This window comes from Streptomyces sp. NPDC046215 (genome assembly GCF_040646215.1).
Lineage (GTDB): Bacteria > Actinomycetota > Actinomycetes > Streptomycetales > Streptomycetaceae > Streptomyces > Streptomyces stramineus.
This window is the reverse complement of sequence record NZ_JBEYZW010000001.1, coordinates 109,774-121,665: the sequence shown is the minus strand read 5'-3', so window position 1 is coordinate 121,665 and position 11,892 is coordinate 109,774. Positions and strand designations below refer to the sequence as shown.

General features: G+C 68.0%; 17 protein-coding genes. All 17 read left to right on the top strand.

Annotated elements, in window-relative coordinates:
* The first annotated feature begins 85 nt into the window (after positions 1–85).
* Entirely contained in the window at positions 86–412 is a 327-nt protein-coding gene (locus ABZ951_RS00640; protein ID WP_344087890.1) for a helix-turn-helix domain-containing protein, read from the top strand.
* A 345-nt stretch (positions 413–757) separates the two neighbouring features.
* Positions 758–1,111: a hypothetical protein gene (locus ABZ951_RS00635; protein ID WP_344087893.1), complete on the top strand. Its 354-nt coding sequence runs from the start codon at positions 758–760 to the stop codon at positions 1,109–1,111.
* Positions 1,111–1,353, top strand: a complete 243-nt coding sequence (locus tag ABZ951_RS00630; protein ID WP_344087896.1) for a hypothetical protein — start codon at positions 1,111–1,113, stop codon at positions 1,351–1,353. The genes ABZ951_RS00635 and ABZ951_RS00630 overlap by 1 nt, the downstream gene beginning before the upstream one ends.
* Before the next feature lie 717 nt (positions 1,354–2,070).
* Positions 2,071–2,556, top strand: a complete 486-nt coding sequence (locus ABZ951_RS00625; RefSeq protein WP_344087899.1) for a hypothetical protein — start codon at positions 2,071–2,073, stop codon at positions 2,554–2,556.
* Positions 2,549–3,052, top strand: coding sequence for an RNase adapter RapZ (locus ABZ951_RS00620; RefSeq protein ID WP_361278296.1), 504 nt, complete (start codon positions 2,549–2,551; stop codon positions 3,050–3,052). The genes ABZ951_RS00625 and ABZ951_RS00620 overlap by 8 nt, the downstream gene beginning before the upstream one ends.
* Before the next feature lie 113 nt (positions 3,053–3,165).
* Positions 3,166–3,384 carry a hypothetical protein gene (locus tag ABZ951_RS00615; RefSeq protein ID WP_344087902.1) on the top strand — a complete coding sequence of 73 codons (219 nt, stop codon included), beginning with the start codon at positions 3,166–3,168 and terminating at the stop codon, positions 3,382–3,384.
* A 75-nt stretch (positions 3,385–3,459) separates the two neighbouring features.
* The gene (locus ABZ951_RS00610; RefSeq protein WP_344087905.1) at positions 3,460–3,684 is read left to right on the top strand and encodes a hypothetical protein; all 225 of its coding nucleotides are present in this window, start codon (positions 3,460–3,462) and stop codon (positions 3,682–3,684) included.
* A gap of 101 nt (positions 3,685–3,785) precedes the next feature.
* Positions 3,786–4,358, top strand: a complete 573-nt coding sequence (locus tag ABZ951_RS00605; RefSeq protein ID WP_344087908.1) for a hypothetical protein — start codon at positions 3,786–3,788, stop codon at positions 4,356–4,358.
* Positions 4,359–4,370: 12 nt separating this feature from the next.
* Complete coding sequence (locus ABZ951_RS00600; protein WP_344087911.1) at positions 4,371–4,766, top strand: hypothetical protein; 396 nt, start codon at positions 4,371–4,373, stop codon at positions 4,764–4,766.
* Between the two features lie 86 nt (positions 4,767–4,852).
* Entirely contained in the window at positions 4,853–5,476 is a 624-nt protein-coding gene (locus tag ABZ951_RS00595) for a hypothetical protein (RefSeq protein WP_344087914.1), read from the top strand.
* A 23-nt stretch (positions 5,477–5,499) separates the two neighbouring features.
* Positions 5,500–5,724, top strand: coding sequence for a hypothetical protein (locus ABZ951_RS00590; protein WP_344087917.1), 225 nt, complete (start codon positions 5,500–5,502; stop codon positions 5,722–5,724).
* A 22-nt stretch (positions 5,725–5,746) separates the two neighbouring features.
* Entirely contained in the window at positions 5,747–7,132 is a 1,386-nt protein-coding gene (locus tag ABZ951_RS00585) for a hypothetical protein (protein WP_344087920.1), read from the top strand.
* A gap of 31 nt (positions 7,133–7,163) precedes the next feature.
* Positions 7,164–9,317 carry a hypothetical protein gene (locus ABZ951_RS00580; protein ID WP_344087923.1) on the top strand — a complete coding sequence of 718 codons (2,154 nt, stop codon included), beginning with the start codon at positions 7,164–7,166 and terminating at the stop codon, positions 9,315–9,317.
* A gap of 210 nt (positions 9,318–9,527) precedes the next feature.
* The gene (locus ABZ951_RS00575) at positions 9,528–9,719 is read left to right on the top strand and encodes a hypothetical protein (RefSeq protein ID WP_344087926.1); all 192 of its coding nucleotides are present in this window, start codon (positions 9,528–9,530) and stop codon (positions 9,717–9,719) included.
* A 44-nt stretch (positions 9,720–9,763) separates the two neighbouring features.
* A complete protein-coding gene (locus tag ABZ951_RS00570) occupies positions 9,764–10,531 on the top strand; it encodes a transposase (RefSeq protein ID WP_344087929.1) in 768 nt (255 codons plus the stop codon).
* Positions 10,532–10,713: 182 nt separating this feature from the next.
* On the top strand, positions 10,714–10,947 hold the full coding sequence (locus ABZ951_RS00565) for a hypothetical protein (RefSeq protein WP_344087932.1): 234 nt from the start codon (positions 10,714–10,716) through the stop codon (positions 10,945–10,947).
* 72 nt (positions 10,948–11,019) lie between these two features.
* Entirely contained in the window at positions 11,020–11,829 is an 810-nt protein-coding gene (locus ABZ951_RS00560) for a glycoside hydrolase family 16 protein (RefSeq protein ID WP_344087935.1), read from the top strand.
* Positions 11,830–11,892 lie beyond the last annotated feature (63 nt).

Genomic DNA, 11,892 nt, shown 5'->3' with positions numbered 1-11,892 from the left:
CTGCGCCCCCGCTCTCCCGGCGGGGGCTTTTTTGCGTCTTGAGGGCGCGCCAGGCGTTGACTTCCACGTGGAAGTAGGCGCACTCTTGGAGCACGCGGACAACTTCCACGTGGAAGTGGGAAGCGGCTATCGACACACGCCCAACGACCTGGGAGCAGCCTTGAGCCACCAATTCCCGGCCGCGGTCAACGTGGCCGACGTCCCGAAGTTCCTGAACGCGATCGAAGTTGCCGAACGCCTCCGCGTCTCCCGCTCCACCGTCTACAACCTCATCGCCTCCGGTCGGCTTGCTGCTCATCGCAACGGAGGCGGCGAGATCCGTCCCCGCGGTGTTCGCATTGCTGAGGCTGCTGTCGAGGCATTCCTCAGCGACTCCCTCATCTCCCCTCCGGGCGACAAGGTGGCCGCGTGATGGTCGCTCCGAAGCCCGTCGTTTCGGCCTTGCGCTCCGATGACGCTCTCCGCCGCGCGATCACGGTCCCAGCGCTCCGTCTCCCGCCGCTTCCTGCGGATCCGGCTGCTCGCCGCCGGGTGATCGTGTCGCGGGGGTGGTGACGGTGTCTTTGGTTCCTGCGCCGTCTTTGGCGTATGCGGAGCAGGTGCGTGCGGATGGTCTGGTCGCCCGGATTGCGGAGATCGCTTCCGATGCGCGTCATCCGTCGCACGAGAGTTTGCCGCTGTATCGGGAGGCTGCTCGGTTGGCGTTTGAGTCGGCTGCCCGGCATGCGGTTCAGCCTCCGGTGCGGGGGTGGTCGCGATGAATCCCGTGGTTGCTGTTCCTCCGGTGGCGGGTGTGCTGTCGGAGCTGCTGGTCGCTTTGGAGGCTCGCCCGGGGGAGTCCCTGTCGGAGCGGGATCTGGTCGTGCTGGTTCGGGCTGCGGTCTCCGGCCAGCGGGTTCTGGAGTGGCAGGAGGCAGCCGGGGACGCGAGGGCGGCCGGCCGGGCTGGGGATCTGGTGGCGTATGAGGCGGGGTCGTCTGAGGCGGTGTGGTCGTCTCGGTCGGATGTGGTGCAGGTGTTCGAGCTGCTGGGTTGGCCGGGCTGGGAGATCACCTGTGCTGAGCTGGCTGCCCGTGTCCGCCGGGTGATGGTCGGGCGGGGGTGGGCGTGATGGCTCCGTCGGATCGCCTACTGGCGGTGGTGGAGGGCTGGTCGAGGACGACGTCGGTGCCGGGTTCTGCGGTGGTGGCTCGTCTGGAGATCGTGACGGAGTCGGGTGCGGCGTTGTTCGTGAAGCTGCACGCCCACCAGGTTGAGCGTCTGGGCCAAATATTCGCTCTCGATGACGCGGTCCAGGCTGCCAACAACGCTTCGGTGAATGGTGGTGGCGGTTGTGGTGACTGCGGAGCCTGAGCCTGAGCACGGCCGCGCTGAGTCCCGTTCTGATGTGTTGGAGCCGCTGCCGCAGCGTGTTCCCGGCGGCTCTCTGTAGCTGCATTCCTTGCCCGCGCTGTTTGCGCCGGCGTCTCTGTTCCATTCCGGTACGACTTTCTGGAAGGACACCGTCATGCCTGAATCCGCTCGTAAGGTTCCGACGCCGCTGGATGTCGCCAGTTCGAGGCGGCGTGTGCAGCTGGTGGCGGAGTTCGCGAATGCTGTGTCTCGTGGTGATGAGTGGGCGGCGAATGCTGCGTTCGCTGGCGCCATTGCTTATGACCTGGAGCACCCGGGGGCTGGTGCGCGTGCGGCGATCAACGCGGTTCGTGCCGGTGCTGGGCGGGCTGTGTGATGGAAGGGTCCTGGATCGACTTGTCGGGCGCGGCTGAGGCTGCTTCGGCGCATCTGGTGGTCACTCTGTCGCAGCTGATCGTGGCGTTGGAGGGGTCGAGGGATGTGCGGGCGGACAGGGTCGAGCTGGGGGTGACTCTTCCGTCGGGTGTCCGGTCTTTGCCGCCTATGTCTTCGGATACGGCTCGGCAGCTGGAGGCGGGGCTGCGGTTGTGGTTGCGGGGGCTGGCGGATGAGAGCCGGGTGGGGCGTCCGCGGGCCGTCCGGCATCTGCGGGCTGTATCCGCTGCTGCGCCCGGGCTGTCTGCCAAGTAGCTCATTCATCGAAGAGGAGGGTTCGTCATGTTCGAGATTGACGCGGAGCTGTTGTTCGAGGAGGTCGCCGAGTTCCTGGAGGAGCAGGCGCCGCCGCCACCGGTGTTTGTTCGCCCGTCTGTTGCTGTTCCGGTTCCGCCGCCGCTGGGTTGGGTGGGTTATGACGGCCGGCGGGTTTCCGGTGAGGCCGTTGCTCGGCATATTGAGGCGGCTCTGCGGTTGCTGGAGTCGGGTGGCTGGGTGCAGGGGCAGGTGGGCGATGGCCAGGGTCGGCGCTGTATTGCTGGTGCCCTGATTGCGTCTATGGGGTCTGGGCTGGTTGCGAGGTGGCGCGGGTACGGCGATTGCCGGTCGTTTGGTGCGGCCACGAAGTGTCTGCAGATGGTTCTGGCGTCGCGTTCGGGTGGGGGGAATGCGTTTGTGGAGTCGTGGAATGACGTTCTGGGGCGTTCGTTTCCGGAGGTGCGTGCGCTGATGGTCGAGGGTGCGGCGCTGGCTCGGGTTCATGGCTGATCTGTCTGGTCACTGTGCTCTGCATGCCGTGATGGGTGTGGGGTGCGGTGGCCGGACAGGCCGGCTTCAAGACGGAGGGGGTTGTGTCGTGGGACTGGGTGGACGGAAGACCGGGGTGGCGGATGTGGTGGTTACGTCCTTCGGGTTCGGGCATGGGGCGCCGCCGGATGCGCAGGTGGTTCTTGATCTGCGGCTGCATTTTCGTGATCCGCATGTGGATCCTGTTCTTCGGGAGTTGACGGTGGCGGACCGGGCGGTGCGTCGGGCTGTGCTCCGCACGCCGGGTATCCGGCCGCTGCTGCAGGCGACCACCGCGCAGGTGTTGGCGTTTCGGGATGGTCCCTCCGGTGAGGTGGTGACGGTCGCTGTGGGGTGTGTCGGGGGCCGCCATCGCAGTGCCACGGTTGCTCATTTCCTTGCTCGGCGCCTGCATCGCCGGGGGCTCGCCGTTGATCTTGTGCACCGGGATGCCGACCGGCCGGTCATTCGGCGGTGACGGCCCTCGTCTTCGAACTTCGGGAAGGCTGCTGCCAGTTGCCCGATCTGCCGGTCTCGTACCGGCGGTGAGGGGAGCCGGGCAGTCCGGCCCACAACCGAGAGGATCTGACCATGTCTGGAGCTCGCCATTTCCTCCCGCGCGGCAGTGTCTCCGCGGATGACCTGGAGGCTGACATCAAGGCGGACATTGCCGCCGCGCGTGGAGCGCAGCGCGACTTGAAGGCCGCTCACCAGAACGGGGCGGCAGCCCGCATGGGCGAGGCGGTCGACGAGCATCTCGACGAGTTGAACGCGGCGAAAGACGGAACCTGGCGGCCGAATCACGCCTGATGCCTGCCCGATCTGCCCGAACCCGCGTCGGGCAGTGAGGGGAGCCGGACAGGCCGGCTGGAGAAGGGGTTCGTAATGAGCTTTCAAGATGATCTCGCTCAGCAGGCCATCAAGCATCTCGCGGCGGGTGATTACCCGAGGGCGTCGGCCACTCTGATCTACGCGTTCCGCGAGACCGGCCGGCCCGTGCAGGTGCAGCTCGATGAGTTCGTGCGCCTGCTGGGGGCCGCTCTCGGGAGGCGGTTTCCGAAGGAGTACGACCGCTGGCTGGTGGCGCTGCGGGCTGAGCTCGCCCGCTGACGCCGGCCCTGTAATCCGGGGCGCTCCCTGTCCGCCTGGCAGCTGCCGGGAGCGCCCCGTCCCACCCGCACTCATTTGAAGTGACAGGAGGTGTTCGCATCATGCCCACGACTCTGGTGGCCGACACGGCTGCGGAGGAGTTCCTGGCCGAGGCCGGCCCGGTGCTGGTGCGGGAGATCGAGGCGTTTCTGGCGGGTCAGCGGCGGACGGCGCATCCGCTGGTGTCCAAGTCGACTGCGGAGCTGGTGGCCGAGGCCCTCGGGTCGGTGGCTACGCCGGTCTTGGCTCCGGCTCTGACCGTGCCGGGCGGGTTTCTGCGGTTCCTGCCGGACTGGGCGCTGCCCGCCGTGCGTTCGGCGCACGGGGCCGGGCGCCGGGTTGGGGTGGTTGAGCACCTGGAGCTGGCTGCCCTGGTCATTGAGCGGCACGGGTGGGTGCAGGGCCGGCTTCGTGACCGGCGCGGGGGCCGGTGCCTGGTGGGTGCGCAGGCGGTGCTGCTGCGTCTCGGGTACGGCGACGAGTCCACGGCCCGCGCGGCTGCCCGGCAGTTGCAGGCCGTCCTGGCCGCCCGGGGCTTGGACCAGCCGTACCACGAGTGGCAAGACCACCCCGACCGCACGCAGTCCGAGGTGCTGTACCTGCTGCGGCAGGCCGCTGACCGAGCACGCCAGTAGAGGAGACGAAGCATGGGACGTATCACTGATGCTATCGGCAGTGCGATCGGTGGCACCCGGGACCGGGCTGAGGCCCGCCGGTTCGCTGCCCGCGAGGTGCAGGTGGGCGACACCTGGTACTCGGTCGAGACGCACGTGATGCCGTGGGGGGAGGCGCAGTTCCTCCATGAGCACCGGTTCACGAAGAAGGACCGCTGGACGGGGATGCCGATGTGCGGTCACCGCACTGCGGACGCTGTGTGGCTGGCCCATGACCTGCTGAGGCATCGGCCGGCGGGCTACCTGACGGTTGAGGAGTACACGGCTTCCGGGTCGTGGGATCTGCCGGGGGCGCAGGAGCAGGTCGCGGAGCTTACGGCGAAGCAGATCAAGGACGCGTTGCGCAAGCTCGCCACGTCGTCCCGCTGAGCGGGTCGGTTGCGCCTCGCTGCCCGGCTTTGGTCGGGCGGCGGGTCGGAGCCGGGACCGGCTCGAAGACTCGAGAAGGGGACGTCATGACCAGCATTGAGTTCCAGCCCTCAGGGTTCGCGTCGCTGCGTGTGGTCCGGCAGGTGTCGGCCATGGCGCAGGAGGTTGTGGATGCGGTCGAGCTGCGCATGGGTGAGCGGGTTCCGCCGCTGACCGTTGTCGTTGCCGGGCGGTCGGGTATGGCCACGGCCCAGGTGATGGCTGCCGGGTGGCGGCGTGGTGGGCGCCGGGCTGTGGCCGCGTACTGGCTGCACGCCCGGCGTGAGGCCCGCGGCGTGTTCGCCTGTGCCTCCGTGACCCGGTCGGACCGCGTTGTGATCGCCCTGAACGCAGGTGCCCTCAAGCGCGGGGGGCCCGGGGAGGTCCGCTCGACGCTCGTCCACGAGATGGTCCATGCGATCCAGATGGCCCGGCCCGGTCGCCGCCGGGATCTGCAGACTGTTCTGGATCACCAGCTGAAGATCACCCAGATGCCGTCCGCATGGTGCCACGCGATGGATGCGGTCGTTGCGATCGAGGAGGCCGAAGCCTACGCCGTCGAGCAGGCCCTGGACCCGGAGGCGTGGCCGGCGCCGTTCGACCGCGACGCGGCCCTGCGCCGTCTGCACGCCGCCGCCTCCAGCTGGCACGCCGCCGCGGCCGCCGCCTGACCCTCCGACTTGAGGACGTTGCCATGAGTATTTCGTTCGCTATTGGCCTGGCCAGGGCCCGAGTTGCTCTCCTCGTCGCCGGCCTTGCCTGGTTCGTCGGTCTGGACGCCCATCCCGCTGTACGGGGTGTGGTCGGCGCGCTGGTCATTGCTGCTGTGATCTTCGACGGGTTCGTCAGCGACCGGAGCACCGCCCAGGCCGTGATCGATGCCCAGCCACCACCGACCGACTACCAGCCCGCTGCCTGAACAGCCAGAAAGGAGTGGACCAATGACCCATGGATTCCGGACCTGGGACGAGCGTCAAGCGGACGCTCAGCTGATCCGAGCGAAGGCCGAGAAGCTTAAGGCCGAGGCCGCCATCAGCAAGGCGAAGGCCGCGACTGATCAGCTTGCCGAGGAGCTGAGGCAGACCCGGTTGCGCAAGCAGCTCGACGCCGTCAACGACGATGCGGCGGACGTTGCCCGGGAACGGAAGCAAGGCCGGCGGCAGGCAAGCGTCGACAGTGGTGCGCGGTTCAAGCGCCTGGTCACCACGATTATCGTCCTGGGGATGCTGGCGTCCCTGCCCGGGCAGATCAGCTACTTCTTCGGGCTGGGGCGCTGGCTGCTGCTTCCCGTCCCATTCTTCTGCGAACTGCTTGCCTGGGCTGGTGTCGAGGGTACGAAGTGGGCGCACCGCAAAGGTCTCGCGCGGTGGCCGTTCTGGATCCTCACCGGCTCTCTGGCCGGATTCGCCGGCTTCATCAACGCCACGAAGGGCACGGCCGAGTTCGGGCCGGTAGCCGGGTACGTGCTGGCTGCCGCCTCGGTGGTGGGCCCGCTGCTGGCCGAGGTCCAGCAGTACCTGGAATCGAAGACCGCGGCGGACGGTCGGAGCTTTGAGGAGCGGGCCCGGGACCGGGCCGAGAACCGGAAGCGGGCTGCGGCGCGGCGCGAGCAGGAGGGCCGTGACGCCAAGCAGGACACGGAGCGTAAGCGTCTGTTCCCGGACACGTGGGAGCGGTACGAGCACATCCTGGCCATGTGGCCCCGCGACGCGATCACCCGGGAGCAGGCATGGGAGGACGCGACCCGGTCGTTCCTTTTCCCTGAGGTATGGAAGCTCTACGTCAAGCTTCTGACCGCCCGGCCGGGCGCCTGGGCCGATCGGGCGACGCTGTGGGGGGAGGCGTGGCGGAGGTCGGAGCAACTGCCGATGGGTCTCACGTGGGGGACTCTGGCCGGTGAAATCGCCGCGCAGCAGCGGATCGAGAAAGTTCTGGAGGACGCCGACCGCACGCCCGAGCGGCTGGCCGTCGACCTGTTCCTCGCCGACGTGTTCGGCGAGGAAGGGGACGACGGCGGGCCGACCGGCGAGGCGCCTGGAGACTGCCCGAAGGCGGGCCCCGGTGGGGGTGCTAAGCGGGCCGGCGCGGGGGAGCCGAAGGGCTCTAATCCCCTTGGGCGTAAAGGGAAGCAGCCATCTGGCCGAACCGCGCCCAAGACCCCGCTGAAGCCGCTCGATCCGGTGGACCTCGACAAGGTCCGCAAGCTCGCGGACATCCTCGGCAGCGTCGACAAGCTCAGCGCCCGCAACGTTCGTGAAGCCATCGGCGGAGGCGCGCAGGAGTACGCCGTAAGGCTGCGCGACGCCGTGAAGAACGAAACCCCGTAAGCGCCGAAGCGTGTTGAAGGAGGAGGACGCCGTGACGACCGCCGAGCACCCGCCGATGAGTCTTGTGAAGGAACCGTCGCCGTCGATGGTCGAGGGGACTGTCGTCGAGCACCAGGGCGGCGGGCGGGTTGTCGAGGCCCGGCCGCGGCCCGCGTGGACGCAGTCCGCCGAGGCGCTTCGGCAGCATGCCCTCTATGCCCGGGACAACGCTCTCGACTGGGCAGGGCATCACGTTGCCCATTCGCCCTACTACGTGGGGTGGTCGGTGCGCGGCTACCGGCGGCTGGGCCGGCGGTGGTTGGACGCGCACCATGACCACTACCCGCAGATGATCGGGTCGATCCGGCAGGCGCTGCGTGATGCGGCCGGTGATCCGGCGGCGGAGACGAAGCTCAAAGCAATGCTGGAGCAGCGGCGGGAAGAGTACCGGCGGGCCAAGCGGATCCACTGGGCGAAGAGCGGCGGCTGGACCCTGGCCGCTGTCGGAGGCGTTGGAACCGGTGCCGTTTTCGGCGGGCTGTGGGTGCAGATCTTCATGGCTATCGCTTTCATGGCGGTCGGCGCCCGCCATGGCCGGCCGGCGTCGGCGGTCACCGAAGCGCCGCTCCTGGACGGGGGCGGGGTGGCGACGAGCGTGGCTGCTGCGGGGCCGATGCGGGATGCGGTCATGTCAGTTGATCAGCTCGTCGAGGGCAAGGTGCCGTTTCCTGTCGCGGTGGCGAAGACGCCGGAGGAACTGGCTGAGTGTGTGCTGCGGGCGATGCTGGCCGAAGGGGTGCCGGTTGTGGAGGTTGCCGATGTTGTCCGGCATCCGTGGGGGTGGCAGTGCGTGGTGCGGGTCAGTAGCGGAACCCCGGAGGCCATCATCAAGGTTGCTGGCGCCCTTGAGACGCGTTTCGACCTGCCGATGAACGGGGTCCGTCCCCAGCCGATGGTCGAGCGGCGGGCGTGTGCGATCTTGCGGCTGGTCGAAGGTGACCCGTTTGCGTCGGCTCCGGGGCTGCCCTACCGGGCACCGAAGTCGATCTCTATCAAGGACAAGTCGCGTGTCGGGACGTCGATCGGCGGGGAGCCCCTCGACATCGCCCTGGCAGGTGTGATGGGCCTGTTCGTTGCCGCCTCGGGAGGCGGCAAGACCGGCTTGCTGCAGGCTCTCGGCGAGGTGGCGACGGCCTGCGATGACAACATCACCATCGACCTTGATCCGCACGGTGACGGCCTGGAAGACCTGCATGACGCAGTGCGGATCACAGCCCGCACGCATCAGCAGATCGAGGCCGTGCTGCTGTTCCTGCTGATGCTGTCGAAGGCCAGGGCCCGGCTGCGGAAGAAGCTGGGCATGGGCAAGAAGTGGGATATCAGCCCGGAACACCCCGCGTTCACGGCCATTTTCGACGAGTTCCCCAAGGCCTCTGACCTGGCCAAACGCCTGGCCTTCGAGCTGCTTCTCGTGGGCCGCAAGGAAGCGGTCAGCCTGCAGATCGCCTCACAGGGCGGTACCAAGCTGTACCTGGGGGAGAACATCGCCCAGATGATCGCCATGAAGGTCGTCGGCCCCTGCAAGGTCGGCGACACCCGGGCCGTGTTCGGCGACGGTGCTGTCGCCGAGGGCTGGCTGCCTCACCGCTTGTCCCCGGCCACCGACACCGACCCCAAGGACGCCGGTCACATCTATATCCAGGGCGTACCAGGTCGCGCGGACGAACCAATTGAGTACAAGATCCACGAAATGCCGGCCGAGGCGCTGAAGAAGATTGCCTCCGAGCGTCTGGCGGCAGGGCTCGTCGAGCCAGATCAGACCTCGTTGGATGCGATGGCGGGCGTCGACCTGCCCGACATCGACGGACTGCCGGAACTCCTCACCTGGGAACAGCTGCTGAAGCTGTGCGGGGCTACGCCGCCGGCGGGTGCCGCAGCGCCGGACGGGCGGGCAGCCACGGCGCTGGCTGATGCGGTCGACCTGATGACCAAGGCGGGCGTGGACCGCATGCGCACGGAGGTGCTCACGGATGCCCTCGTCGACTACGACGCGGCCTACGCGGATCTGACTCCGGACGCTCTGAAGGCGCTGTTCCGTGAGGCTGGTGCCGGCAGTCCGGTGCCGCTTGGAGTGATCGACGGGCAGAAGAATCCGCGGGGTTTCAAGAGGGACGTTCTGTTCCGTGCGCGGGGCGATATGCCCTGATCGTCCCCTGCTCGGGGGGTGCTCGGCACTGCTCCGTTGCAGGTCAGCAGGTGCTCGCCCCCCTGCTCGCCGGGTGCTCGACGACTGCTCCGAGCACCCGGCGAGCACCCCCTCGAGCACCCCCTGACCTGCGACGGAGCACCCGCGAGCAGCCGCCGAGCACCAACACAAACCGGCACAAACCAATCACGAGAAGGAAAGGGACCTCCTGTGCCCACACCTACCCCAGAGCAGATCGAGAAGGCCGGTCGCCTGCTTCAGCGCGGCGGCATCCTTGGCCGCGGCAGCAGCAAGTTCGCTGACGAGCTCGTCCAGCAGGCCGAGGAAGCCGGAATGGATAGCCAGCAGGTTGCCTTGGCGATTCTGAGTGCTGCCGCCAAGCACAAGCCCCGCAGGGGCTAGAGGTTGTCCCGTAACTGGTGGGGTGGTTGGTGCGTTGGCTTGGCATGGGTGGGGTGATCTCAGCGGATGATCCGAAGTGGATCGAGCCGTTCTCCGGTCTGACCGAGTCGCAGTTCACCAGGCTGGTCGCGTTGGTACGGCGTCGCGGTGGTGACGTTCAGCGTGGCCGTCCCTGGCGGCTGCCGCTGGAGAACCGCGTGTTGCTGGTGGCGACGTACTGGCGGACGAACCTGACGTTGCGGCAGGTGGCGCCGTTGTTCGGGGTCTCGAAGTCCGCGGCCGACCGCATCCTCGATCACCTGGCGCCCTTGCTGGCCATCTCTCCGGCACGACGGCCACGCAAAGACACCGTCTACATCGTCGACGGCACCCTCGTGCCCACCCGTGACCGCAGCGTGGCCGCTTCCAGCAAGAACTACCGGTACTCGACGAACTTGCAGGTCGTGATCGATGCCAACAGCCGCCTGGTGGTGGCGATCGGCCTGCCACTGCCCGGCAGCCGCAACGACTGCCGGGCGTTCACGGAGTCCGGCGTCGACCGGGCCTGCCGCGGCGCACCGACCATCGCCGACGGCGGATACCAAGGCACCGGCCTGCTCATCCCGCATCGCAAACGGCGAGGTCAGACGTACCTCAGCCCACACCAGGAAGCGGAGAACGCCCTCCACCGCCGGGCACGAGCCCGGGTAGAACATGCCCTGTCGCGGTTGAAGAACTGGAAAATCCTTCGGGACTGCCGGCTCAAGCGCAACGGCGTTCACCACGCCATGCTCGGCATCGCCCGGCTCTACAACCTGGCCCTCACCGGATAACTCACACCCCATACGGGACAACCTCTAGGCAGCCGCGATGCGTGCAGATACCGCGGCAATGCTTGTCAAGGGTTCAATGAATCTGTAATCTCCAGAAGTGATGGTGGAACACCCATCCCAAGCACATCTGAGGCCCCCACGGTGACGCGCCGGTGGGGGCCTTCGCTTACCCCGGGGGTGCAATGGTCGCCTTCCCGAATCCGGTGCCTCACGAGGTCCGCAGCCGCGACCATCTCGGCACCATCTGGCAGGCGGCCCGCGTCGCCGGCGTGAAGCCCGGCACGATCCGCGTATGGATGACCCGCAGGAAGATCGAGCCGATGGCCCTCGGCGACGACGGCCCTGAGCTGTTTCACCTGCCCACAATCGCCGAGGCCGCCCAGGTCAAGTCTGGTAGGCCGCGCCGTGCTGCCTGAACTCCACGACTCCCGCCGTCCCTTCTCCCGGACCCCCGTCGGGCGGCGGGCCCTTCTTGGTTGCGAGGTGTCATGCGACGTCTCGCTACGACCGGCGTGCTCCTGGCCGCCTTGCTGAGCATGAGCGTCGCTCCTGCAGATCCGGCGCCGCAGTGGCGGTTGCGGTTCTCGGACCACTTCACCACTGCTGTGCCGCGCGGTGCCTTCTCTGACTGCGACCATCACGCCGACACGCCGCGGGCGTATTGCGGCGGCCTGCCGAGGTCGGTGCGGGCGAAGTGGTGGGCGTACCCGGCCGGCTGGCCGGACACCGCGACCCAGCGCGGCTACCCGGTCGGCGGCTACTACGATCCGGCGTCGACGCTGTCGGTGTCTGGTGGTCAGCTGCATGTCCGGATGTGGCGCGGCCCCACAGGGAGCGTCCACAGTGCAGCGGTTGTGCCGAAGGCGCTGGTGAACCAGCGGTACGGGCGGTACGAGGAGCGCTTCCGAGTCAGTCGGGCCGCCGTCGGCTACAAGAGCGCACACCTCCTCTGGCCCGTCGATGACGCAGCCTGCCCCGGCTGCGAGATCGACTTCCCCGAGCAGGAGTGGACCACGACCATCCACGCGTTCACCCACCCCAAGGGCAGTGGCCGGCAGGACACCTTCGACACCGGCGCCCGGTGGACGTCCTGGCACACCTCGCTGATCGACTGGTCGCCGGGTCGAGTCCGCTACTACCTCGACGGCCGGCTGATTGGTCAGTCCACCCGCGGGGTCCCGGACCGGCCGATGAGCTGGATCATCCAGAACGAAGCAGCCCTGAACGGGCACCAGGCGGCACCGAATTCGTGGGCGCAGATGGACATCGACTACGTGCGCGGCTGGACCCGGAGCTGAAGGGGGTGCGTGATGCCATTCCCGCCCGGCCTTCAGACCGTGACCGTTACTGATAACCGGGCC